Annotated in this window: 14 protein-coding genes and 1 pseudogene; 5 read left to right on the forward strand and 10 right to left on the reverse strand. The window is 65.0% G+C overall.

From position 1 onward, the window contains the following. Positions 1-35: 35 nt before the first annotated feature. Both pks13 and AC5Y5C_RS05000 read left to right on the forward strand, forming a co-directional pair. Complete coding sequence (gene pks13, locus AC5Y5C_RS04995; RefSeq protein WP_499969620.1) at positions 36-5,402, forward strand: polyketide synthase Pks13; 5,367 nt, start codon at positions 36-38, stop codon at positions 5,400-5,402. Then, positions 5,374-6,957, forward strand: a complete 1,584-nt coding sequence (locus AC5Y5C_RS05000) for an acyl-CoA carboxylase subunit beta (protein ID WP_499969621.1) — start codon at positions 5,374-5,376, stop codon at positions 6,955-6,957. The genes pks13 and AC5Y5C_RS05000 overlap by 29 nt, the downstream gene beginning before the upstream one ends. A gap of 62 nt (positions 6,958-7,019) precedes the next feature. Here AC5Y5C_RS05000 and AC5Y5C_RS05005 read toward each other — a convergent pair whose 3' ends face one another. Beyond that, positions 7,020-7,442, reverse strand: coding sequence for a hypothetical protein (locus AC5Y5C_RS05005; protein ID WP_499969622.1), 423 nt, complete (start codon positions 7,440-7,442; stop codon positions 7,020-7,022). Between the two features lie 38 nt (positions 7,443-7,480). Further along, a complete protein-coding gene (locus AC5Y5C_RS05010; protein ID WP_499969624.1) occupies positions 7,481-8,455 on the reverse strand; it encodes a cation diffusion facilitator family transporter in 975 nt (324 codons plus the stop codon). Between the two features lie 97 nt (positions 8,456-8,552). Between AC5Y5C_RS05010 and AC5Y5C_RS05015 the strand changes: the two genes are divergently transcribed. Further along, positions 8,553-8,795 carry a hypothetical protein gene (locus tag AC5Y5C_RS05015; RefSeq protein WP_499969625.1) on the forward strand — a complete coding sequence of 81 codons (243 nt, stop codon included), beginning with the start codon at positions 8,553-8,555 and terminating at the stop codon, positions 8,793-8,795. A gap of 20 nt (positions 8,796-8,815) precedes the next feature. Here AC5Y5C_RS05015 and AC5Y5C_RS05020 read toward each other — a convergent pair whose 3' ends face one another. Beyond that, a complete protein-coding gene (locus AC5Y5C_RS05020) occupies positions 8,816-12,037 on the reverse strand; it encodes an arabinosyltransferase domain-containing protein (RefSeq protein ID WP_499969627.1) in 3,222 nt (1,073 codons plus the stop codon). After that, positions 12,034-15,330 carry an arabinosyltransferase domain-containing protein gene (locus AC5Y5C_RS05025; RefSeq protein ID WP_499969630.1) on the reverse strand — a complete coding sequence of 1,099 codons (3,297 nt, stop codon included), beginning with the start codon at positions 15,328-15,330 and terminating at the stop codon, positions 12,034-12,036. Before AC5Y5C_RS05025 ends, AC5Y5C_RS05020 begins: the two co-directional genes overlap by 4 nt. Positions 15,331-15,519: 189 nt before the next feature. Between AC5Y5C_RS05025 and AC5Y5C_RS05030 the strand changes: the two genes are divergently transcribed. Together AC5Y5C_RS05030 and AC5Y5C_RS05035 are read left to right on the forward strand one after the other, a co-directional pair. After that, positions 15,520-16,686, forward strand: a complete 1,167-nt coding sequence (locus AC5Y5C_RS05030) for an ATP-binding protein (protein WP_499969632.1) — start codon at positions 15,520-15,522, stop codon at positions 16,684-16,686. Between the two features lie 107 nt (positions 16,687-16,793). Beyond that, positions 16,794-16,886 (forward strand): annotated as a pseudogene (locus tag AC5Y5C_RS05035) (hypothetical protein); the annotation flags it as partial. A gap of 348 nt (positions 16,887-17,234) precedes the next feature. On the opposite strand, the gene AC5Y5C_RS05040 reads toward AC5Y5C_RS05035, so the two are convergent. The 6 genes from AC5Y5C_RS05040 to AC5Y5C_RS05065 form a co-directional block, all read right to left on the reverse strand. Next, on the reverse strand, positions 17,235-20,486 hold the full coding sequence (locus AC5Y5C_RS05040; RefSeq protein ID WP_499969634.1) for an arabinosyltransferase domain-containing protein: 3,252 nt from the start codon (positions 20,484-20,486) through the stop codon (positions 17,235-17,237). 21 nt (positions 20,487-20,507) lie between these two features. Next, complete coding sequence (locus tag AC5Y5C_RS05045; protein ID WP_499969636.1) at positions 20,508-22,397, reverse strand: galactan 5-O-arabinofuranosyltransferase; 1,890 nt, start codon at positions 22,395-22,397, stop codon at positions 20,508-20,510. Positions 22,398-22,407: 10 nt separating this feature from the next. Beyond that, on the reverse strand, positions 22,408-23,187 hold the full coding sequence (gene dprE2, locus AC5Y5C_RS05050) for a decaprenylphospho-beta-D-erythro-pentofuranosid-2-ulose 2-reductase (protein WP_499969638.1): 780 nt from the start codon (positions 23,185-23,187) through the stop codon (positions 22,408-22,410). Between the two features lie 18 nt (positions 23,188-23,205). Continuing rightward, positions 23,206-24,615 carry a decaprenylphosphoryl-beta-D-ribose oxidase gene (dprE1, locus tag AC5Y5C_RS05055; RefSeq protein ID WP_499969640.1) on the reverse strand — a complete coding sequence of 470 codons (1,410 nt, stop codon included), beginning with the start codon at positions 24,613-24,615 and terminating at the stop codon, positions 23,206-23,208. 20 nt (positions 24,616-24,635) lie between these two features. After that, the gene (locus AC5Y5C_RS05060; protein WP_499969641.1) at positions 24,636-25,049 is read right to left on the reverse strand and encodes a GtrA family protein; all 414 of its coding nucleotides are present in this window, start codon (positions 25,047-25,049) and stop codon (positions 24,636-24,638) included. Positions 25,050-25,293: 244 nt separating this feature from the next. Then, positions 25,294-26,118, reverse strand: coding sequence for an alpha/beta fold hydrolase (locus AC5Y5C_RS05065; RefSeq protein WP_499969643.1), 825 nt, complete (start codon positions 26,116-26,118; stop codon positions 25,294-25,296). Between the last annotated feature and the right edge of the window lie 73 nt (positions 26,119-26,191).

Here is a 26,191-nt window from a genome sequence, read left to right on the forward strand (position 1 = left end):
TCGTCCGTACGCAATACCCCGGAGAGGGCTCGAACATGACTGATACGCAACAGGATTCGATACCAGAGGCCGAGCCCGAGGCTCCAGGGGCAGTGGCACCCACGAGCGGTGCCGAGCTGACGGTCGCCGAGATGCGCGAGTGGTTGCGTAACTGGATCGCCACGGCCACCGGGGTGAGCCCCGATCGCATCGACGAGTCGGCACCGATGGTGGAGATGGGTCTGTCCTCGCGCGACGCGGTGGCGATGGCGGCCGATATCGAGGACCTCACCGGGGTCACGCTGACGGCCACCGTGGCCTTCCAGCACCCCACCATCGAGTCCCTGGCCACCCGCATCATCGACGGTGAGCCGGAGTTGCCGGACGCCGGTGACGAGGACTGGTCACGCGATCCCAACGCCGCTACAGGCGAATTCGACATTGCGGTGATCGGCCTTGCCGCCCGCCTGCCTGGCGATGTCAACACTCCGGCGCAGCTGTGGGAGGCGTTGTTGGAGGGCCGCGACGCCATCACCGACCTGCCCGAGGGGCGCTGGGAAGAGTTCACCAGTGAACCGCGAATCGCCGAACGCGTTGCGCAGGCGGCCACTCGCGGCGGCTACCTCAAGGACATCAAGGGTTTCGACGCCGAGTTCTTCACGCTCTCCAAGATGGAGGCCGACAATATCGATCCGCAGCAGCGGATGGCCCTGGAACTCACCTGGGAGGCGCTGGAGAACGCGCGCATCCCCGCGTCGAGCCTCAAGGGTGACAGCGTCGGTGTCTACATCGGTAGCTCCAACAACGACTACGGCTACCTTTCGGTGGCCGACCCCACCGTCATGCACCCGTACGCCATCACCGGTAACGCGAGTTCGATTATCGCCAACCGGGTTTCGTACTTCTTTGACTTCCGCGGCCCCAGTGTCGCCGTCGACACCGCATGTTCGTCCTCGCTGGTCGCGGTGCATCAGGGTGTGAAGGCCCTGCGTTCCGGTGAGGCCGATGTCGTGTTGGCGGGCGGTGTCAACGCGCTCATCACGCCGCTCGTGACGGTCGGTTTCGATGAGGTCGGCGGCGTGCTGGCCCCGGACGGCCGCATAAAGTCGTTCTCGCAGGACGCCAACGGCTACAGCCGTTCGGAGGGCGGCGGCATGCTCGTGCTCAAGCGCCTGTCCGATGCGCGCCGCGACGGTGACCCGATCATGGCGATCATCGCCGGGTCCGCGGTCAATCACGATGGTCGGTCCAACGGTCTGCTCGCACCCAACCCGGACGCTCAGGCCGAGGTGCTGCGCAAGGCGTACAAGGACGCCGGTATCGATCCGCGCACCGTTGACGTCATCGAGGCGCATGGCACCGGCACCATCCTGGGTGATCCGATCGAGGCCGACGGCCTGGGCCGCGTCGTGGGCCGTGGCCGCGACGCCGATAAGCCGGCGCTGCTGGGCTCGGCGAAGTCGAACTTCGGGCACCTGGAATCCGCAGCCGGCGCCGCGAGCCTCTCGAAGATCGTGCTGGCCTTGCAGAACAACAAGGTTCCGCCGTCGATCAACTACACCGGCCCCAACCCGTACATCGATTTCGACGCGATCCACCTGAAAGTCGTGGATCAGGTCTCCGATTGGCCGCGCTACAGCGGGCACGCCATCGCCGGTGTCTCCGGCTTCGGTTTCGGTGGCGCCAACGCCCACATCGTGGTGCGCGAGGTGCTGCCGATCGATCTGGTGGAACCCAGTGAGCCGAGCGAGCCCGAAGCCAACGATTCTGAATACTCCAACGACAACGGCAAACACACTGCGGCAGAGTCGGATACAGGCGACGACGCCGATTTCGGCGCATCTCGGTTTGACGAGTACGGCGAGTTCGTGGGTGGGTACTCCGATGGGCCGCACGAACTTCCCGGACTGACCGACGAGGCCAAGCGTCTCAAGGCTGAGGCGCTTGCAGCGCTTTCCGCCGAAGAGCCGGTGACTCCCGTTGTTCCGCTGTTCATCTCGGGCTTCCTGTCCTCCCGCAAGAAGGCCGCCGCGGCCGCGCTGGCGGACTGGATGGAATCCGAAGAGGGCCGGTCGTACTCGCTGGAGTCCATCGGACGATCGCTGTCCCGGCGCAATCATGGGCGCTCACGTGCCGTGGTGCTGGCCCACGATTTCGATGAGGCCATCAAGGGCCTGCGCGCTGTCGCCGAGGGCAAGCAGAAACCGTACGTCTACTCCGTGGATGGTCCCGTCACCAGCGGACCGGTGTGGGTGATGGCCGGTTTTGGTGCGCAGCACCGCAAGATGGGTAAGAGCCTGTACTTGCGCGATCCGGTCTTCGCGGAGTGGATCGACAAGGTCGACGCATACGTGCAGGACGAGCGGGGCTACTCCGTCGTCGAGCTGATCCTCGACGACTCGCACGAATACGGCATCGAAACCAGCAACATCGCCATCTTCGCGATCCAAATCGGGCTGGGTGAGGTGCTCAAGGCGCATGGTGCCAAACCCACCGCGGTGATTGGGCAATCGCTGGGCGAGCCCGCGTCGGCCTACTTTGCCGGGGGGCTGTCGCTGGCTGACGCCACGCGTGTCATCTGCTCGCGCGCCCACCTGATGGGTGAGGGCGAGGCGATGCTGTTCGGTGACTACATCCGGCTGATGGCGCTGGTCGAGTACTCGGCCGAGGAGCTCAAGACGGTGTTCGCGGACTTCCCGGATCTGGAGGTGTGTGTGTACGCCGCGCCCTCGCAGACCGTCATCGGTGGTCCGCCGGCACAGGTCGACGCGATCGTGGCCCGCTGCGAGGCCGAGGGCAAGTTCGCCCGCAAGCTCCAGACCAAGGGCGCCGGACATACCTCGCAGATGGATCCGCTGCTCGGCGAGTTCGCCGCCGAACTGCAGGGGATCGAGCCGATGACCCCGAAGATCGGGATCTTCTCGACGGTGCACGAGGGCACGTTCATCCGCCCAGGCGGTGAGCCGGTGCACGATGTCGACTACTGGAAGAAGGGGATGCGGCATTCGGTCTACTTCACCCATGGCACCCGTAACGCCGTGGACGCCGGATACACCACCTTCCTGGAGCTGGCACCGAACCCGGTGGCGCTCATGCAGGTTGGGCTCACCACCATGTCTTCGGGACTGCCTGACGCGCAATTGATCGCGACTCTCGCCCGCAAGGAGGACGAGGTCGAGTCCATGGTCAAGACCATGGCCCAGCTGTATGTGTACGGCCACAGCCTGGACCCGCGGACGCTGTTCGCCGGGGCAACCAAGCCCGCGGATTACGCGCCGATTCCTCCGACCGAGTTCAAGCGCAAGGAACATTGGCTCCCCGCGCATTTCAGCGTTGACGGCGCAACCCGGATCCCCGGTACGCACGTATCGCTGCCCGATGGCAAGCATGTGTGGGAATGGAGCCCGGGAGCCGCAGCGCCGGTGACATCCGACGCGAGCGGCATTTCCGCCCTTCTCCCGGAGCTGGTGAAAGCCGCTGCGGTAACGGTTCTTCCGGACGCTCAGCTCACCGCGTCCGAGCAGCGCGCCATCCCGGGCGAGGGTTCAACGCTGGTGACCACGCTGTCGCGCCACCCGGGCGGGGCCACCGTGCAGGTGCATGCCCGCATCGGTGAGTCGTTCACGCTGGTCTATGACGCGGTCGTTTCCCGTGCGGGCCAGGGCGGCGCCCTGCCGTTCGCGACTGCCGCGGGTGTCGCCACCAATGGCTCGGCGACGGTGACGGCGGCCCCGGCACAGTCCGTTGCGGTTGCGGAAGACGAGGTGCCCGACGAGATTCACGACAACCTGCTCTCGGGGGCGGGCGCTGGCGCCGACTTCAAGAAGTGGAGCAAGGAGTCCGGCGAGCCGGTCATCGAGCGTCTGGCCGCGATCGTGTCGTTGGCCATGGGCTACGAGCCCGAAGACGTGCCGCGCGAGGTGCCGCTGATCGAGCTGGGTCTGGATTCGTTGATGGCCGTGCGCATCAAGAACCGTGTCGAGTTCGATTTCGACCTGCCCCCCATTCAGTTGCAGGCCGTGCGCGATGCGAATCTGCTCGATGTCGAGCGGCTGGTCGTCTACGCGTTGGAGAACCCCGACGCCGTGCACGAGCTGCACGACTACCAGCAGACCGACGAGTTCAAGGAGGCCGCGCCGAGCGGCGGCGTGCTGTCCAAGGCCGATCTCGAAAAGGCGCTGGAAGCCGCTCCGCAGGCCGCCGTGCCAGAAGCCGTCGCCGAGAGTGCTCCCGCTGCGGCGGAGCCGGAACTCTCTGCGGAGACCTCCGAGCTGGCCAAGGCTGCCGCAGCGATGAACCAGGAGGCCATCGCCGAGGCGCTGAATGCCGATGTGCCACCGCGTGATGCGGCCGAACGCGTCGCCTTCGCGACGTGGGCCATTGTCACCGGTGAGTCGCCGGGCAGCATCTTCAACGCGCTGCCCAAGATCGACGACGCGACGGCAGAGAAACTCGCAGAACGCCTTTCGCAGCGCGCCGACGGCGAAATCGCCGCCGAGGAGGTCAAGCTCGCGCCGACCATCGAGGCACTGGGTGAGGTTGTCCGCAGCCGACTGGAGGCCGGCAAGATCGACGGCTTCGTAAGGACCCTGGCGCCAAGGCCGGAAGGGTCTGCTGGGTTGTCTGCCATCCCCGTCTTCGTGTTCCATCCGGCGGGCGGGTCGACGGTGGTCTACGAGCCGCTGCTGAAGCGTCTGCCCGAGGGCACACCGATGTTCGGCTTCGAGCGCGTCGAGGGCACCATCGAGGAGCGGGCCGCCCAGTACGTGCCCAAGTTGATGGAGCTGCACAAGGGCCCGTTCATCCTCGCCGGGTGGTCACTCGGTGCGGTGCTGGCGTACGCGTGCGCGGTGGGTCTCAAGGAGGCCGGTGCCGAGGTCGCATGGGTCGGCAATATTGACGGGGTGCGCCCCGGAACGCCGATCTTGCAGACCACGGAAGAGAACCGCAAGCGCTGGGACCGGTACGCCAAGTTCGCGGAGAAGACGTTCAACGTGCAGATCCCGGCCATCCCGTATGAGCAGCTGGAGGAGCTCGACGACGAGGGCCAGGTGCGGTTCGTGCTGGAGGCCGTCAAGGCCAGCGGCGTCCAGATTCCGGGCGGGATCATCGAGCATCAGCGCACGTCCTACCTCGATCAGCGGGCCATTGACACCTCGAGCCCGGTGCCGTTCGACGGGCATATGACTCTGTACATGGCGGACCGGTACCACGACGACGCCATCACCTTCGAGCCCGCGTACGCGACTCGCCAGCCCGACGGTGGCTGGAGCGAGTTCGTCTCCGATCTCGAGGTGGTTCCGGTCGGTGGGGAGCACATCCAGATCATCGACGAACCGTTCATCGCTAAGGTCGGTGCTCATATGAGTCAGGCATTACGCGCCATCAACGCCAATGCGGGCCAGCAGGCTGAGAAAGGTTAGAACCGTGCCACCACACACAACCGCCGAGAAGGTCGCCGACCTGCGTGAGCGGATTGCCCGCACGCAGGAGCCGGGTGACGCTAAGGCCATCGCCAAGCGTGATGCCAAGGGCATCCCGAGTGCGCGCGCCCGCATCAACTCCCTGCTCGACAAGGGCAGCTTTATGGAACTCGGTGCATTCGGGCGGACGCCGGGTGACCCCAATGCGCCGTACACCGACGGCGTGGTGACCGGCCTGGGCCGCATCGATGGTCGTCCGGTGGCGGTGTTCTCACACGACCAGACGGTGTACCAGGGGAGCGTCGGCGAGATGTTCGGCCGCAAGGTCGCCAAGCTCATGGAATGGGCGGCCACCAACGGCTGCCCGGTGATTGGCATCAACGACTCGGCGGGTGCACGTATTCAAGACACCGCCACGTCACTGGCCTGGTACGCCGAGCTGGGCCGTCGTCACGAAGCGCTGCGCGGCATGGTCCCGGAGATCTCCTTGATCTTCGGAAAATGTGCGGGTGGAGCGGTGTACTCACCGATTCAGACCGATCTCGTGGTCGCGGTGCGCGATCAGGGCTACATGTTCATCACCGGACCCGACGTCATCAAGGACGTCACCGGCGAGGATGTCACGTTCGACGAACTTGGCGGCGCGGACGTACAGGCTCAGCGCGGCAACATCCACAAGGTGGTCGAGGACGAGGCGGCCGCGTACCGGTACGTGCGCGATTATCTGAGTTTCTTGCCTTCCAACACATTTGACTATCCGCCGATCGTCAACCCGGGCCTGGAGCCCGAGATCACCGAGGACGATCTGTACCTCGACACGCTCGTCCCGGACAGCGATAACCAGGGTTACGACATGATGGAGATCCTGCTGCGGATCTTCGATGACGGTGACGTGTTCGAGATCGCCGATCAGCGCAGCCCGTCCATGATCACCGCGTTCGCCCGTATTGACGGTCATCCGGTGGGGGTGATCGCCAACCAGCCGATGCACATGTCTGGCGCGGTGGGCAACGAGGCCTCCGACAAGGCCGCCGGTTTCATCATGTTCTGCGACTCTTTCAACCTTCCCTTGGTGTTCGTCGTCGATACCCCGGGTGCCATGCCGGGGGTGGAGGAAGAGAAGGGCGGCATCATCAAGCGTGGCGGGCGTTTCTTCAATGCCATGGTCCATGCCGACGTTCCCAAGATGACCGTCATCATTCGCAAGGCATATGGCGGCGGGTATGCGGTTATGGGCTCCAAGCAACTCTCCGCCGACCTGAACTACGCATGGCCGACCGCACGTATTGCCGTGATCGGTGCCGAGGGTGCGGCGCAGCTGCTGGTCAAGCGATTCCCCGACCCGACCGCGCCCGAAGTGCAGAAGATTCGAGCGGACTTCATCGAGGGCTACAACGCCAACTTGGCCACGCCGTGGATCGCCGCCGAACGTGGCTACATCGACGGTGTGATCGAGCCGCATCAGACCCGATTGTTGTTGCGTAAGTCGCTGAAGTTGTTGAAGGATAAGCAGATTAGCCGCGTTCAGCGTAAACACGGCCTGATGCCCCTCTAACGATTCAGCACAGGAAGGCCCCCGCACGCATTGCGTGTCGGGGGCCTTCCTGTCGGAAGAGTTCAGTCGCGCAGGACGAGCGCGCGGCTGCCCGCGTGGGCCCACACCATGGCGGCACCTATCGAGATCAGGACTGTCACCCAGGAGAACCAGGTGACGTTGGCGCGGGGGCCGGAGATGAAGCTGTCCTGCACCGCCGGCCAATACGTCGGCATCAGGTGTACGTAGCCGAGCCCGAGGACGCTGGCGGTACCGACGATCACGGTGGCCTCGGGCGCATGCTTGCGGTGGCGCAGGATCATCGTCACTGCAATCGCGATGAGAACCGCGTGCGTGGCGGAGAGGGCGGAGAGGTAGGTCGCAGTCGGCGGCGCTGCGGTCACGCCGCGCCGTAGGTGGTCGATGACGTCCAGTCCCCAGCCGACGACGAAGGCGATGGTGGCCGCCCGCAGGAACCTGTCGGCGCGTGTGGTGAGTTCCGTCATCGCGACCTCCGTTGGCTACTACAACCGATAGTAGATGCCTAACCCTTGCCTGGCCAGGTGCTTTCCTCGGCACGGTACGACTCTCCGTGGGGGTCGAGGCAATGACTACTCGCCTCAGTGTCCTCGTGGTCGACCTGCAACGTGGTGTGGTCGATGTCGTACTGCGTATGGAGTAACCCCTCGATCTCACGCCGTATTCCGTGACAGTCCGCGTCGGGTGCCACCAAAATGTGCGCCGACAGTGCGGGCTGACCGGAGGTGATCTGCCAGATGTGTAGGTCGTGCACTTCGGCGACGGCTGGCACCGAGGCCAGCTGGGCCCCGACGGCATTGGGATCCAGGTTGGCCGGCGCCGCTTCCAGGAAGATGCGACCTGATTCGCGCACTAGGCCCCAACCGGCCTTGAGCATCAACGCGGCCACGACGAGTGCGGCGATGGCATCGGCTCGGGTGAAGCCGGTGAGCCACACCACGGCACCGGCGACTGCGGTGGCGATGAAGGCGTATAGGTCGTTGAGGATGTGCTGGAAGGCACCCTCGACATTCAGGCTGGATCGGTTGGCCTTGCTGATGCACCAGGTGGCGGCCACGTTGACGACGATTCCCGCGAGGGCGGTGACGAACACGAGCAGGCCCGACACTTCCGGAGGAGTGATCAGTCGGCGGATGCCTTCATAGATAAAGAAGGCGGCAAGCAGAAACAGGGTGACGCCATTGGCCTGTGCCGACAGGATTTCGGCACGCTTGAGCCCATAGGTGTAGCTGCCGCGAGCGGGGCGCGAGGCGAGCCGAATGGCGATGAGCGCCAGCACGATCGAGGCCGCGTCCGTGAGCATGTGCCCGGCATCGGAGATCAGGGCCAGGGACTGGGCGATAAAGCCGATGACCACTTCGATGGCCATGAAGCCGCCGATCAGGACCAGCGCGATGGTCAGCCATTTGCGATCGGCGTCCGCACTCACGCCGTGGCCGTGCGAATGTCCGGATTCGTGCTGGTGTGCGTCCGTAGCCATGCCTGCTCCTTCTCGTCTGACTCATGCAAACATATGCATGCTAGCATTTGTCATGACAAACGTTCAGCCCTTGACGTGTCCCAAGTGTGAGTCGCAGATGCTGTCGACGAAGTGGTTTGGTGTGCGCACGTTCCAATGCACAGGATGTGCAGCCGTGCTGGTGGAGCAGGACAGCCTGCAGCAGTTCGTGGACGGCGCCGCCCGCTTCGGCCCGTCGGCGCATATCGACCAGGCGCCTGCGGCGCAGTCGTATCCACCCCCACCGCAGGACTACCGCGGCATCATGGGTGGGCTGTTCGGCGGTGGGAGCCACGGTAATCGCCGCCGTGGCCACCATTAGCTAGGGCTTGATACGCGGCCCTACGGCTTGATCCGGATCTTGTTCGGCTTCCACAGTCCGCTGTGCACCGCGGAGCCGTACTCGATCTGCGCCGGCTGGGCGTCGACAATGGTGTCGAACTTGCGCAGTGAACCCCAGTCCCTGCCCCAGTCCCTCGAGAGGTAGGTCGGCATCACATGCGCTCGCAGGAGTAGATCGGTGATGCCGAGTAGGCCGCCGTTCTCGCCATCCTGCCAGGTGTCGGTGTCCTTGCGCTTCTGGTCGTAATCCGGTGTGATGCGGAACTCGGGTACCTCGGTGATCCCGTATTGGTGCAGCATCGGCTGCTGGCAAGGGAAGACGAGTCCCACAGTCCAGTCCAGGAGTACCGGCCTCTTGCTACCCACATACTCCTGCAACGACTTCAGCTCCGGCACCCGCGGCGGGGCGAAGGCCAGCCAATCGCCCGGGGTAAGCGATCCGTCAACCGCCACGATGCGTACCGCGGTCGCGGAATCGGGGATATCCGAGCGATCGAAGCGCAGATTGCGCCACGAGGGCGCAGGCCCCAGATCGTAGGGCGTCAGGCGTCCGGCCGGTGTGAATGCGCCGTCCGGACCAGCCGTACCGTACTCCAATTGCAGTGTCTGACCGGACATTTCGCCCTTGACATTCTTGGCCGCAATGGTCCCGGCGGCGGTGACCACCACCAGCGGATGGGCGGTATCGCGCGCCGGTAGCCGGTACCAGTCGGACGTCACCTTTGCCTGCTGTTGCGGCCCAACGCGGTAGGAGCCCACGATCGGTACCCGTGCCGGATCCAACCCGTAGGGAAGGCGCACCCTGGAGCCGTTGACACCCGGAGCCTGGGTGCGGTCCTTGGAGTCCCAGTCGTAGTCGGTTCCCGGCCGCGAGTCGCTCATACGGATGGACTCCGCCACGATCTTGTCCGGTACCCCATCGGGGCTGAAGCCGGAGGGATCGGTGCCCCCGAGCGGGCCCAGCGGGCCGGTGGGTGCCGCCGGACCTTCCCCGGCAGATAGGAATCCGGCATTCGCGTCGGATTCGACGAGAACGTCATCGGCTAGCCCGCACCCGCCTGCGAGTTCGCGGATATTGGCCCAGCCGTTGGAGTACGACGGATACTGACGAACGACGCCGATCGTCAGCTGGCAGATGGATGTCAGCACCATGAACCCCGCGGCCCAGGCTACCGGGGCGGAGGTGATGGACCTCGTGATGCGGTTGTCGTCGTGTCTCGGCGAGAAGTGCAGCCATGCGGCATAGGCCACGGCAAGTGCGAACAGCGCGAAGAATATTGTGCTGACGCTGATTCCGGCGATCTTGGGCATGCTGCTGTTGAAGGGAACGCCGAAACTCGAGACGTACCACCATCCGGCGGCACTGGCCCAGCTCAGGGCCAGCACGAAGAGCACCGTCGCCACGACGGCCATCCGGTTACGGCTCCAGCGCAGCACGTGTGGCGATACCAGCACCGTGGCCAGGGCCGCCACGGCAGCACCCAGGGCGGCGAAGAGTCCGAAGTGGTGCACCCACTTGGTCGGCGCGAACATCAGGAAGAAGATGGTGCCGAAGACGACACCTAGCACGCGCCAGGCCGGCCCGCGGGCGACACCGGGAACCCTTTTGCGGCGCAACAGGATAAACATCGAGATGAACAGGCACGCGGCGATCAGCAGGAATCCGAAGCGTCGCGATACCGAGCCATCGACCGTCGGCAGGAACATGTAGTAGTAGCGCAGGTTGTCGGTGTACCACGCCTGTGACGGGCCGATAGCCGTGCGAATTCTGGTGGCCTCGAAGACCGTTGCCAGGGTCTGATCGGAGAACACCACCGGCAGGATGACCGTTCCGGCGGCCAGCATCGGCGCCACCAGCGGCCAGGTGCCCACTTGGCGATGCTTGGTCACGATGATCCGCAGAATGGGCCGGCCTCCGGCGAGCAGCGCGGCGACGGCGATCAGGCCCGTCGGCTGGATGCCGAGGGTGAAGGCCGCGGTGACGGTGGCCAGCGCGGCGGGGGTCAGCCGGCGTGAGGTGATGGCGCGCTCGATGAGCACCCAGGTGATCAGTGACCCGACGGCGATCTGCCCTTCGGGGCGCAGGCCGTTGTTGAACGGGAACCACGAGGCCAGCAGCACAAAGCCGGCCGCCCAGGCTGCGGGCTTACTGCGCGCGACGGCGGGCCCCAAGCGGGGCAACACTTCCCGGCTTATCAGCAGCCAGCAGACCAGCGAGGCGACCAGGTCGGGCAGCCGGATCCACAGGCTGATGTCGCTGACCTTGGTCATGATGGCCAACAGGTTGTAGTACCAGCCGAAGGGGTCCTCGGGGCTGCCGAACCAGCGGAAGTAGTTGGCCATGTATCCGGCGTGCTCGGCGGTACGTGCCATGCCCATCTGGTAGCCGTCGTCCGAGGATCCAGCGCCGATCACGTACCAGACCACCAGGGCGCCCATGATCACGACATCGGTGAAATCGAAGCGGCGCCAACGGGTGGGGATGATCCGACGCATTCGATGGCCGTCGGTCCGGTCGATCCGCCACAGCGCCAGCAGCGCGACGATGGTGGAGATCACCGCGCCCACCATGGCCGCCAGTTTGAGAAGAGTGGGACTCGAGGAGAACCGGGTGTCGATATGGGCTGTCAGGCTCAGTCCTGCCGGTGCCGGACCGCTGAGCTGAGTGAAGACCCCAACGATCTGCGGCCGCAGGTTGGGATCGGGGAATCCGCTGACCAGATCAGCGGACTTTTCGGCTCCCTCACCGCGAAGACCCTCGAATGTGGCGAAGGTGCCCTTGTCCGAGGACGTGATGACGATCTGTCGGCAGTCACTCGAGGCCACCTTGCTGCGCGGAACGCTGGCGATGACCACGTTGCGGTCGGTGATATCGACGCGTTCCTTGGACGCCCGGACGAACAGGCTCTGTAGCGCAGCCTCTTTGCCTTCGGGAGGAGCGGTGCCCAAGATGACAACGCCGTCCGCCGGCGCCGAGTTGATCACGGCACACGGCACGGTCACCGTCATGTCCGTGGGTGTCTGGGTGATCAGTGGAGCGGTGACGTTGTTCAACTGACCCTGCTGCGGCCAGTCGAGAGTCGCGGTGGACACCTTGACCGGAAGTAGTGGGATGGAAACGCTCAACACGAAGCCGAGCAGGCCGAAAACGGTTGCCGTCCAACGTGCGATGTTGAGCTTGCGGGCCTCGGCGGAGGCGTCTGTCACGGAGTTCTGTGTCATGGCAGGGCTCGAATCGGTCCTTTGCGGGCCCAGCCGTTCACGACGACGGTGCCTTCGGTGAGTTGTGCGTCGGGCGCCAGATTCGGAGCGACGATGGGCTCGTACTTCTCGATCGAGCCCCAGTCGCGGAACCAGTCGTTACGCAGATAGGTGGGAACCGAGGAGGTCCGCAGCAGCGCGGTGGTGAACATGAACGGCCCACCGTCCTCGGCCGACATCCACATGTTCGACGACGTCGCGACCTGCTTGTGCTCGGGCATCACCCGGAACTTGGGCAGCTCGGCCACGCCAAGACGTTCACTGAACGGCCGCTGGCACGGGAAGTTCTGCGCCACCGCCATATCCAGCAGCACCGGTGTGTCGGAGCCCAACAGATCCTGTGCGGTCTTGAGGGTGGGGACCCGGGGTGGAGTGAACGCCAGCCACTGGTCACTGGACAGGTTCGGGTCGTCGGCGATGACCCGAACCACATTGGCTCCTGCCGGTGCGGTCTTCATCGGGAACCGTAGGTTGCGCCATACCGTCTGCGGCCCGATATCAATGGGAAAGTCCTGACGAAGAGCCTTGACGCCACCGGGGCTCTGCTGGTCTCGGACACCCCACTCCAGCTTGAGCGGTTGGCCGTAGTTGATTTCGGGGTTGAAGGTGCCGTCCTGCTGGAATGACCAGATTGCACCCGCTGCCGACATCACCACCAATGGCCGATCCGGGCTGGGCGGCGGAAGCTCGTACCACGAGGACTTGAGGTGTGCAGCAATGGAATTCTCACCGTAGCTACCCATTACCGGCGTGCGGGCCGGGTCCAACCCGAACGGCAGTAGTGCGCTGGAGCCGTTGATTCCGGTGGCACCGGCACCGCCGGTGGTCCCAGCCGCATCACTGACCTCCATGATCGGCGCGTTGGGCGAGGCATCGGAGTTCACCAGGCCCGGCTTGCCGATGACGGGCAGTGAGGTCATGCCGATCCCCACGCCGTCGGGGATGAACCCCACGGGGTCCATGCCCCCCAGCGGCCCGTACTTTCCGGCCTGCTGTCCCGGAACCGGTTGTAGCAGGCCGTCATTGGCGTCGGGCTCGACCAGCACATCGCGCGCCATGGCGCACGGGTCATTGCCGGTCAGCGCCAACAGGTTGGCCTTGCCGGTGGTGTAGGTGTCACTGCGCGCGTAGACGCCCTTGGCCAGAGAGGAGACTTCGAGGATCACCATGATCGCGGCGACGATCATCAGCGGGGTAGACGCCAGAAGGCGGTTGCGGCGGGTGTTCTCGACCTCGGTGTGCCCGGCGTAGTCCAGGCGGAAGTGCAGCCAACCGGCCATCAGTGCGGTGATGATCGAGAGCACCAGGAACATGGTGGTGACCGGATGTCCCGCGATGACCGGTTGCTTATCGAACCACGGGACGCCGTAGTTGCCGACATAGAACCATCCGTTGATGCCCGACGTCGCCCACGCCAGGATGAAGAGCAGCGCGGTCACGTACAGAGCCAGGTTGCGTCGTGAATGCAGCCCGACTCGTGCGAACGTGAATGCGGCCACCGCGCCGAGCGCACCGGCCAACCCGGCGAAGATGCCGAACTGGATGGCCCACTTGGTGGGGGTGAAGGTGAGCAAAAGCAGCCCGATCGCGGTGCTGCCGAGGAGCCGCCACACGGGCCCGCTGGCCAGCCCAGGCAGCACCCCCCGGCGCAGTAGCACTGCAAGTGTGCCGAAGAGACAGAGCAGCAGGATGAACACCGCGATGCGGCGCGTGAGCGAGCCGTCGACGTTGGACTCGACGGTCAGGAAGTAATAGCGCAAGAACTCCTGGTACCAAGCGATCGTCGGGCCGACCACGTACTTGATGCGGGCGGACTCCGCGACAGTGGCCAGGGTCTGGTCCCGGAAGGTGAAGGCCAGTACACCCGCGACTGATGCTGCCAGTACCGCAACGGGAGTGAATCGTCCGTACCGCAGGCGCCGTACGGCGACGACGCGGGCGATGGCTCGGCCACCCGCGAGCAGTGGACCCAGCGCGATGAGCCCCTGGGGGGCGACGGTGGCGGCGAGAAGCGCGGCGACGATCGCCAGCGCGGCGGGGGACAGCCGGCGGGTCGCGATGGAGCGTTCCACCAGGATCCAGGTGATCACGGTGCCGAACACGATGATCGGCTCGGGCCGCAGGCCGTTGTTGAACGGCAGCCAGGCGGCAAGGAATACCAGTGCCGCGGTCCACACCGCGGTCCGGCTTGCCGCGAGTTGTTCACCCAGTCGGGGCAGCATCCTCCTGCGCAGGATGTACCAGGTGCCGATGCCCGCCAGGGTCGCCGGCACCCGCATCCAGACGCCGACCGTGCTCACCTGGGTGAGCCAGCTCAAAAGGGTTGCGTACCAATCGAATGGGGAGGCAGTGGCACCGAAGTAGCGGTAGTACTCGGTGACGTATCCGGCCTGGTGGGCTACCCGTGCCTCGACCAGGACATTACCGTCGTCTGAGGTGATAGCGCCGATCACATGCCAAAGAAGAAGGGTGCCAACAACTCCGATATCGGCGACACCATTGGTCAGCAGTGCCGCGCGAGCCGGTAGGCGGAATGAGGGCCGAGCGCGCTTACGTCCGCCGCGCTCCAGCACGGCCAGTGCGCCGATGGCGACCGCGACCGCGGCAAGGCCGAGCATCATCGCCGCCAGCTTCAATGTTGTTGGGCTGGTGATGAACCGGGTATCGACCACCACATGGGCTGTCGGCCCGTCCGCCGCTGGAGGAACCTTCAGGTCGGTGAACAGGCCAGTCACCTGAGGCTTGTTCTCGATGGCCAGGGTCCCGTTGGCATTGGGGAGTCCGGCGAAGTTGGCGCCGATGCCGCCGGCGTTGGCCCAGATATCCAGTGAGGTGCATCCGCCGGCTTCCACCGCCTTGCGCGGGGCGACCGTCGCGACGTTGTCGCGGAAGGCGACCACCACCAGATCGGAGGTGGCGCGGACGAACAAGGCGTGCCGGCTTGCCTCGAAGCCGCCGTCGGGACTGGTGGACAACACCACGCCGCCACTGGCGGGCAAGCTCGCTATGGCAGTGCACGGGATGTGCGCTTCGAAGGACAGCGGTGCGCCCGACACCAACGGTGCCGTGATGCTGGCGATGTTTCCGTCGGGTGTGACTCCCTGGGGCCAGTTGATATCGACGGTGGACTGGCGGACCGGCAGCAGGGGAACAAGCACGCACAACAGCACACCGATGGTGGCCGCAGCCAATGAAATCAGACGTGCCCGCTGGGCTGTACCTGCTATCGCGGACTTTGGAAGCGGCGAAGGCACGAGGGCGATGGTATGTGACGAAGCTTCGGGTACCTCAATGCAGCGCGCTCGGTTGGCCGGATTGAGACCTCCAATTCGGATACCAGCCGATACCTTGACATAAGTATCAAAGAGTATCGGGGATGTCGGTCCTACCTGATACTTATTGATACAACTGACTCAGTATCAATAAGTATCAGGTAGGACGTTATGCAGCCGAGCCCGTACACACCAGGCCAGGTGGCACGCGAGGTGGTCGGCCGGGCAGAACAGCTTGCCGAGATCGGTGAGCGGCTGATGTACATGGCCGAGCTCGGCCGGCTGATCGGGCGTATCCGCGTCGACACCGGCCCGCGTGGAGTCGGAAAGACGTCACTATTGCGCGAGGTGCAGCGCGATGCGGAGGCCCGCGGTGTGGTGACGGTGTGGGTCACCGCGGGAGGAGACGAGCCACTCGCGGCGGCGATAGCGACCCAGATTCGCGCCCGCGTCACGGCGTGGAAGAAGAAATCACGCGGCCGCCTGCTGCGCGCCATCGATCAGGTGAGCATCACCGCGGGCGTGCCGGGCGTGGCTCAGGTCGGCGCGACCGTCAAACCGGCACAGAGCGCGCAATCCGCCATGTCTGGTCCGTCGTTCAAGGAACTGATCATCGAGACCGCCACGGCGGCGCGCGACGAGGGACACCGCGGCCTGGTGCTGCTGATCGACGAGGTTCAGGACGCCGACCGGGTGGGGCTGCGTACCTTGGCCGTGACGTGGCAGGATCTGCAGGCCGAGGCCGACACCCTGCCCGCCGGAGTGTTTGCGGCCGGCCTGCCGCAAACGCCTGAGATCATCAGTGCCGCAGCTACATTCAGTGAGCGATTTGCCTATCGCACCCTGCATCGTCTCGGTGCGGACGCGTCCCGAGTGGCGCTCGTCAAGCCTGCCGGCGCGGTCGGGGTCGAGTGGGCCCAGGACGCGCTCGATGCCGTGATTGCGCAGACGAGCGGGTATCCGCACACCTTGCAGCTATACGCGGACGCGGCCTGGGCGCGCGCCGGATATCCGGATCCCGGGGGCCAGATCAGGATGTCCGATGTTGAGCACGCCGCGCGTCAGGTCGCCGAGGATATGGACTCGCTCTTTCGCGCACGCTGGAACAACGCCACCCCGGTGCAGCGGCAGTTCATGTCGGCGATGGCGCAGTCGCTGACCGATGATCGCTTGGCGACCCGGTCCGATATCGCAGCCGTCATGGGCCGGGATTCGCGGGCGATAAGCGCCGCGCGCGCCGGCCTCATCGACAGAGGCCTCATCGCCGTCGCGGGCCATGGGCTCCTGGAGTTCACCATTCCTGGTTTTACGGAATTTGTTCGCGCACAAGATGACTGACTCTTCGCCGACGCGCCGTGTGCTGCGTCTCCCCTTCGCGAAAATGCGTCGAAAACCCTGGTCCCGGCGCGGGATGAGACCTGTAGATAACCGGTGCGGTAGTCGAGTCAAAACTCGACGACACCAACACGCGGGTCCGGGCGCTCGAAGAGGGTCAGTCCGAGATCAAGGATTTACTCGTGCGTGCCCTGGAGAAGTGATCCCGCTCTAGTCATTGTGTGGCGACCTTTCCCGGACCGCCCCGGAGCGCTCGCATTTGGGATCGATCTTGACCGGGTGATATGGGCAGGGCTCGTTATCGGGTTTGGCTGCGGCCGCAGGGGCCGTGACCAGGGACGCCGTCAAACACGCGGCCATGACGAACTGCCGTAACATCGCAGGAACCTTCCTCTGGGTTGGTAGTCCAGAGGGGCGGGCCAGGGTCCAATCTGCTTCCGCCCCTCTGGGATCTCTGTGGAGACAACCCCATTGAAGTCGGCGGACCGGCTACTGGCTTCCGGTAAATTGCCAGTTTCTATCGAGAATCAGCCAAGTGCCGGATACTGGTTCTACCGGCTCTTACGCAGCGGCCCGGGCGTCCAGAGTCCACTGTGCACAGCGGTTCCGAGCTGCAGCTGTGCCACGGTGGCGTTCTTGTAGTACGGCGTAAACCGTTGCAGCGCACCCCAGTCGCGAAACCAATCGTTCTGCAGATAGGTCGGCACCGGTGTCGCCTTCAGCAGCAGTTCGGTGATGCCCAGCGGGCCGCCGCCAAGGTAGTCCATCACCGGTGAGTTCGCCTCCGCGCCAAAGCGGTCGGGAAGAATGCGCCACTTCGGGATCTCGATGACCCCGTTCTTATGGTCGAACGGGCGTTGACATGGGAAGGCGAGCCCCACAAGCCAATCCAGGAACACCGGATCGGAGCCCACCACTTCCTGCAACGTGCGCAGTGAGGGAACCCGGGGCGGGGTGACCGCTATCCAGTGCTGCGGAGCCAAATCGTCATCGATGGCAAGGAGCCGGATCCGGGTGGCCTCAGTCGGGATGGCGTCGCGGGACATTCGCAGGTTCCGCCATGCAGGCGCCGGGCCGAGGTCGGCAAACGAGATGGCGCCCATGACCTTTCCGTCTTCCCGGGCAAACTGCACCTGCAGCTCGACCGGATCGAAGCGGCCAGCCGCCGCGAGGACGATCAGCGGTTTGGTGGCGTCCTTGGGAGGCAGGCGATACCACGCCGACTGCAGTCGGGCGGCACGTTGGCTGCCGATCTGATAGCTGCCCATGACAGGCGTGGTCTCGGGCTTGAGGTCGAAGGGCAGCCGGGCCAATGATCCGTTGACGCCGGGGGCAACCGTGGTGCCGCCTTCGGTACCTTCCTGGCTTCCGGCCGCGTTACCGCTCTTGTCGCGTTCCACAAAGCTGTCGGAGCTCTGCGGATTGTTCTCCTCGTCGGCGGACACATCCGACGGAATCCCGTTGGGATTGAACAAGATGTTGGTGTCGGCGGCCAGGGCCTGCCCGACGGGGGCATCGATGGGCTGCAGCATCCCGGCGTTCGGACTCTCCTCCACCAGTACGTCGTTGGCCAGCCCACAGCCGTGCCCGCGCAGCGCATCGAGGTCGGAACGTCCCACCGACCATGCGGGGTACTGGTTGACCATGCCTGCGGTCAGCGAGAACACCGACCAGATCACGACGATCCAGGTGCCGACGGCCAGGGGAGATTCGGCCACACGTGCCAGCACCGGATGCACCGGAGTGCGGCCGGGATGGTCACGGCCCGTGAAGTGCATCCATGCTGCCAACAAGATGGCCAGCACGCACAGGCCGAAGAACACGGTACTGATGCCGAAGTGCCACTGCGGGAAGGAATTCGACCAAGGCACGCCGAAGTTGGAGACGTACCACCAGCCGTTCACGCTGGAGAACGAGAGTGAGAGGACGAACAGCACGATCGCGGCATACAGCGTGCGGTTACGTGGGGAGCGCATCGCCGCTGCGGTCACTGCCACCGCGGCCAGTGCGCCCAGCGATCCGGCCAGGCCGGCGAACACCCCGAAGTGGTGGGTCCACTTGGTGGGGGTGAACATGATCGCGACGAACGAGATCAGGGTGATACCGATGATCCGGCGGCTGGGGCCGCTCGCAGTACCGGGGATCTTGTTCTTGCGCAATGTCATCGCCACGGCCACACCGAGCGCGGTGACCAGGGCCAGCACCGGGAACCGCCGGGAGATGGCGCCGTCGGTGGTGGGCAGGAAGAGCCGTTCGTACCGGACGTGTTCGTCGAACCAGTTCAGTGATGGTCCGACGGCCGACTTGAGTGCGTTGGCCTGGATCTCTCCGACGAGGGTTTGATCCCGGAAGATGACGATCAGCGTTACCAGCCCGGCCGCCAGAATCGGTGCGAGGAGCGCGGCGTAGCCGAATCGCTTCGCACGCTTGCCCACGATGGTGCGCAGTGGTCCGATCGCGACCAGCAGTGCACCGATGGAGGCGATACCCGTCGGCCCGGAGAACAAGGTGAGTGCGCCGATGATGCACGCGGCCGCCGCCGGAAGCAGCCTGTTGGTGGCGATGGACCGCTCGACCGAGCACCATGTCAACAGGATGCCCAGGGCAATGATCGGTTCGGGCCGCAGGCCGTTGTTGAACGGCAGCCAGAACGCCAGGAACATCGCGGCCGCCGTCCAGGGCACCACCGGATTGGTGCGCGCGGCGTGACCCAGCCGCGGGATGACCTCGCGGCTGATGACCGCCCAACACAGCAAACCCATGATCAGCGTGGGCAGGCGCATCCAGACGCTGGCGGTGCTGACGTGCGCCCAGATGGTCAGCAGGTCGTAGTACCAGCCGAAGGGCGATTCGGGGGTGCCGAACCAGCGGTAGTAGTTGGCCATGTACCCCGAGCGCTCCGCGACGCGGGCCATGGTGAGGATGTAGCCGTCGTCAGAGGTGTTGGCGCCGACGAAATGCCACCACACCAATACCGCGCCGACCAGTGCATCGAGCGGCCGCGGCTTCCACCAGCCCGCAGGCATGAAGCGCTTGTGCCTGCGTCCGTCGGCCGCATCAAGAGTGTGCAGGGCGATCAGCGAGATGCCGGTCAGTAGGACGCCGAGGATCATCGCGATGAACTTGATGACGGTGGGAGAGCTGCTGTAGCGGGTGTCGACGGTGGCCGAGAGATTCAGATCCTCGGGGGCGGGTCCGGATAGGTCGGTGAACACGCCGACGATCTGTGGCCGGAAGTCGTACCCACCGCGTTCCCCGGCGCGCGGCTGCCCGGGCTTGGCATCCTTGGCTCCCTGCGTAAGGCCGACGAACTTCCCGGTCACCTTGTCCGAATGCGCGGTTACTTCGAGTCGTTGGCAGTCGGGGCCGGTGACTTCGGACATCGGAGCGGAGACCACCGGTACGTTGCGCACGATCACGACGAGGTCGCCACCGGTGCGCTCGATCAGCATGCCGCGGTCCACGGCGTTGGGTGCCTGCTTGGGCACCGTGGACAACAGCACGTTGCGGTCGGGCAGGCCCTTGGCTGCCGCACAGGGCACCGTGATGGTGAGGTCGGTGGGGACGTATCCGATCAGGGGCGCGTCGACACTCGCGAGGGTGCCGTTCTGGGGCCAGTTCAGCGCAGCGGTGTCCTGCCGGACCGGCAGCAGTGGAGTGGCGATGGCCAGCAGCGCACCCAGGAAACCGGTGACGATCGCGATCAGCCGGGCCCTGCGGTAGTCGCCGTCGCCGTTGTCGGCGACCTTCTCCGTCGCATTGCCCTGAACCGTCACGGAGGAAGATGTTAGTTGGCGTGCCATGAGTGGCTTGCGCGAAGAGCGCTAAGTGCGCGGGGGAACCCGCACAACCAGGACGAAGGGCCCGATGGTTCGCACGCTGAACCGCGGGTCAGCGAACAACTGCTTGTTCAGCGTGACGGTGTATCGCTTCACATTCGGCTGGTTGGGATAGACATCCTTGGCGAGCCGCAGGGAGTAGTTGTCACCGGATTGGCGCATGAGAAGGACTGTGGGGGCCCGCCAGGGGAGTGCGTCGAGCGCATGGATCATCTCATCGGCGGTGTGCAGGTCTTCCCAGCTCTTGATCGCGGCCGCACGCTTGTCGAACTGCGCCAGGGGGTTCGCGTAGTGCGGGGTGAGTCCCTGGAAGCCGTAGTACGGGTAGAACGCCAGGAAGCTGTAGTCGGCGGTGAGCACCACGGTCTCATCGCGCGGCTTGCCGGTGATCTCGGTGATGGCCTTGTCGATGGCGCCGTAGTGACTTTCCGGGCCGGGCGGCCGTCGATCGGCGCGCTGGCCGGTGCCGTCGGTATCGGCGTATGCAATGACGATGTCATTGCGGAGCACGTTGGGGATGTCCTGGCTGAATGCCAGTGCGCCGGCCAGGCCGATGGCGGTCGCCACGAGCGTCGCGGCCTTGCTGCGCTGCGCTGCCCAGGCAGCCACCTCGACGAAGGCGAAGACACCCGCGGCGACGAGCAACACGGTGAGGGTGGGTACGAGCCGGAACGAGAGCAGGGTGGTCTTGGCGAGCGTGGCGAGCATGGACAGCAGTGACCAGAGATAGACGGAGACCACGCCGATCGCCAGAGCGCCCGCGCGCGCCGAGCCCCGTGCCCGGACCACAAGCCAGATGGTTCCGAGCAGGCACAGTCCGCCGAGCAAGGTGGGCTGCAGCATCGGGAAGGACAATTCGGCACCGTCATTGGGCAGGTAGTGCTGTGCCGATGCCGCCTTCTCCAATGAACGGCTCAGTGTGGCAACCACGTACGGTCCCCAGAAGACAAGCGCGAGAGCGATGGCAATGGCCATGATGGCCAGCCAACGCCACGCGGGTTCTCTTATCGACTGCCAGCCGTGCTGTCGCCATCGGCCGATGGCCACCGCCGTGGCCGCCACGGTGATGGTCAGTGCCGCAAATCCGAAGAGCAGCGTGTAGAACAGCGCGGCGAACCCCAGGAAGACGCCGAAGCCCACCACTGCTGCCCAGCCGGTGCGGCCGGTGGCGCGTAACCCGCTGTATCCGAGTACCAGTGCCGGGACCAGTAGCACGGTGATGATGGCGCCGTACGGCTCGGCGGACGTGTACGCGAGGGTGGCCGCGGTGGTTGCCGTGCTCACCACGAGTGCGTACTCGAAGCGAATCATTTTGTTCCACAACACAAACGCCGCGCATACTGCGATGGCCAGGGAGGTAATGGCCCACGGCTTGTACATCTCCCAGCCCGCGGTTCCGGTGAGCGCCGCCAGGCGCCCGCCGATCCAGAACCAGCCGGCCGGATAGAACGGCGGCATGTCCGGATAGGTCATATCGTGCAGCGCGGGCGAGTCGGTGAACCGTGTCACGTACTCGGTGCGGAACTGCTGGTCCACCGAGACTCCGAACAGGTACAGCTTGGTCGCGCCCAAGGGCATCCCCAGAGTGACCACGGTGAACGTCGACAAGAAGAGCAGCGAAAGCACTTTCGCGATGGCCTGGCGCCCCCTGCGCCACAGGACCCCCGCCAGCACCAACCCGGCGATGGCACCGAACTGCCCGACCGTGGTCAGGGCGTGCAGCTGGTTGGATGATCCGAAGGCAGGCCACTCCACCCGCGCGATCGCGACGAGCGCGACGGCGCTGACCGCAGCGGCCATGACGGCAGCGAGCATTAGGTCTTTGGTGGTGTCCAGCACATGCTGTCGCGCCGTCACAGTCGTCGGGGCTGTCATGTCGACGTGATTACACGGGCAACTTGCGGAAAATGGGCCGCGGAACGTGGCGCAGCACCGACATCACATAGCGCCATTGGCCGGGCGCCCAGATCAGCTCCTTGCCCGCGGCAGCCGAAGTCACCACCTGCTCGGCGATCTCCTCCTTGTCGACGGTGAAAGGAGCCTCCTTGGCGCCGGTAGCCTTCCAATGTTCGATCGTCGTGGTGGTGCGGACTTGGCCCGGACGCACCACCAGCACGTGGACACCGAACTCGCGCAACGCCTCTCCGAGGCCGAGGTAGAACCCGTCGAGGCCCGCCTTGGTTGAGCCGTAGACAAAATTCGACCGGCGGACCCGCTCGCCGGCAACCGAGGACATCGCGATGACCTGACCGAAACCCTGTGCCTTCATCTTCTGGCCGATCAGCACGCCGACGGAGACGGCGGCGGTGTAGTTGACCTGTGCGCTCAGCACCGCCTTGGCCTGGTTCTGCCAGAGCTCTTCGGCGTCCCCGAGGACACCGAAGGCGACGATGGCGACATCCACGTCGCCTTGCGCCCAAGCGGATTCGATGAGTGCGGGGTGGGATTTCGTATCGACGGCATCGAAGTCCAGGTACTCGACCGACTTGGCCCCGGCAGACTTGATCTGCTCGATGGCGGCCTCGCGCTTGGGTGCGTTGGGCAGGTCGGCCAGGATGACGCGCGCCTTGGCGTTCTTCAGGTAGCGCTCGACGATGGCCAGGCCGATCTCCGAGGTACCGCCGAGCAGCAGGATGGTCTGGGGGTTACCCGTTGCGTCAATCATTGTGTGGCTGAAGCCTTTCTAGAGCAGCTCGAGGCGGCGGGCCATATCGGAGGCGAACACGCCGTGCGGGTCGGCCTTGCGTCGGGTGGCGATCCACTCGTCAACGCGTGGGTACATCTTGTGGAACTTCTCCGCGTTTACCCGTGAATCCTTGGCGGTGTACACCCGGCCGCCGAACTCCATGGCACGGTTGTCGAGCTCGTTGAGGAACTCGTTGACGCCGGGTTTGTTGGGGAAGTCCATGGCGACATTCCAGCCCTTCATCGGGAAGCTCAGCGGCGCCTTGTTGCCCGGGCCGAACAGCTTGAAGACGTTCAGTGCCGAGTAGTGGCCCTGGGTCTGGATCCAGCGGATGATGCCCTTGAACTCATCGAGTGCATCGGGCGGCACCAGAAACTGATGCTGCGCGAAACCGGTTGGGCCGTAAGCGTATTGCCAGCCCGTCGTGATGTCGAGCATGTGATAGAACTGCGTCAGATTGACGATCTTGCCCTGGTAGTTGCCGCTCATCCGGTAGAACGCCTCACCGATTGCCATGAGCGACGGCTTGATCATGAAGTTGACCGGGAAGAGGTCGGGAAAGCCGGGTAGTTGCGGCGCAGTGAATTTGAGCGGGTCCTTGGCCAGCTTCGCGGGCAATTGGTCCAGTCGCGCGAGACTTCCGCGGCTGACGGCCGCGCGGCCCAGCTTGGGCGGCGGATTGATCAGGTCGAACCAGGCGCTCGAGTAGGTGTACTTGTCCTCGCTGCCGTCCTGGTGCACCGCGATGGTTTCATCCAGGTCCCGGGTGGCGACACCGTCGGCGATGAAGTAGGCCGTCTCGGTGCGTGTCATGGCGATCCGGGCGCGAACGACGATGCCCGTCAACCCATTACCGCCGACGGTGGCCCAGAACAGCTCGCTGTCCGGCCCATCGGGCGTGATGGTGCGCACCTCGCCATCTGCCATCAGTAGGTCCAGGGACTGGACGTGGTTTCCGAAGCTGCCGGCGCTGTGATGGTTCTTGCCGTGGATGTCCGAGCCGATGGCACCGCCCACGGTGACCTGACGGGTACCGGGCAGCACAGGAACCCACAGGCCGAAGGGGAGCGCTGCCTTCATCAACTGATCCAGGCTCACGCCCGCGTCGACGTCGGCGATGGCGGTCTCGGCACTGATCGAGTGCACCTTGTTCAGCGGTGTCATGTCCACGACGATCCCGCCGCCGTTGCACGCGTGATCACCGTAGGAACGGCCCAGGCCACGCGCCACGATGCCGCGGCGCAGATAGTCGGGGCTGCTGGGGCTCGCGTCGGCGACCCGCCGTATGGCCTCGGCAATGACGTCGACATCGGGAGTGGAGAGCACCTGCGCCACGGTGGGTGCGGTGCGGCCGAACCCGGTGAGGGTACGAGGAGTGAGAGGTAGCTCGGACTTCGGAGTTGTCATCGGTAATTGAGCGTAGCGGCTCAGCGTATCCGGAAGATCACAGCGCGCTGGACGATGAAATTGATGACGGTCGCCGTCCCCTGAGCGATGACAAAGGCCACCGGAACCCGCCACGGCTTGTCCTCTAACTGCATGTAGAACACGTAGTTGATGCCGACCTGGATGGCATAGGTCAGGCCGTAGAGAGCCATCACCGCGATGAACCGGGTCCGGCTGGGCTCGGCCTGGAAGGTCCAGCGCCGGTTGATCAGGTAGGCGGTGGTGGTTCCCGCGACAAAGCTGATGGACTTGGCGACGTTGACCTGGAGGCCCAAGTGCAGCAGCAGCACATACAGCCCGAAGTCGACGATGGCCGAGAGCCCGCCGGTGATGACGAAACGGGCCGCTTGACTGGTCAGCGACAGCGGTGCCTGCTCGGCTGGGGCATCTGACACGGCCCAGAGCCTATGTCAGGTGTGATCCCATGGCGCCGATCACGGGACCCCGCGCGTGACTTTCCGCGCGCAGGTAGGGTCGCCAAGGATTGCTGGAACATCGACGCGTGAGGGACAACCATGACGACTCCAGAGCACGGAAGGCACGAACGGGCCGAAGGCGAAGGCATTGATCCGCTGATCGACCTGTCGCGAGATCCCAACCCCGGAGTCGCCGACCACGCCAAAGAGGACGAGTAACCGCTCACACTCGTTGCGGGACGAACGCCTCGATCTCCTTCACCATGAACTCGGGCTGGTCCTCGCTGACAAAGGTGTAGCTGTCGGGGACCTCGACAAGTTTCGCGTCGGGCAGTAGCTGTACCCACCGTTGCGCATGCGCGAACGGGAAGAATGGCAGCGTGCGCGGCCACAGCAGCAGTACCGGTTGCTCGAAGGTGCGCAGCGTCTCTGCGGCGGCCAGGGTGTCGCGGTGATCGATCCGGCTGAGGAACGCGCGCACATCGCGGCGCACACCCTTCTGCTGCAGCAAGGGCCGGACCCACTCGCCGAGCACGTCCTCGGGGATGGAGTGTTTGGCAAGGGTGTTACCGAGCGCGCGCTGTGCGATCTTGAGCTTGAACGGGCGCAGCACGAAATCGGTGCCGGGGACGCGCGCCCAATACTGGAAGATTCGGATCGACTTCGGCAGGAAGTTGTCGAACGAGTCGCAGGGTGTCAGCACCACGCGGCCGATCCGCTCACTGCCGCCGACGAGCAGCAGCTGAGTGATGGCGCCGCCGGTGTCGGTGGCCACGACGGTCACATCGCGTAGATCGAGGGACTCGATGAGTTCTCGGATCAGCCCGGCCACACCGCGGGGGCCGATATCCGCGCTCGGATGCATCGGCGTCTTGTGGGCTCCTAGGGGCAAGTCCGGCGCGATGCAGCGGAACCGTTGGCTCAGCGGCTCGATGACCTTGCGCCACATGGTGCCGGTGACGAACAGCCCGTGTACGAAGACGATAGGAGGGCCGTCTCCCGTATCGCGGTAGTGGATGGGGCCGGCGGAGGACTCGAAAATGGGCATGCTTCGACCATCGCGCCGATCTGCTGCCATGACGAGGCATGGCACTGCCAGACGGTGCCATCCGAAGGCCGTT

Source organism: Mycobacterium sp. NGS15 (genome assembly GCF_059813245.1).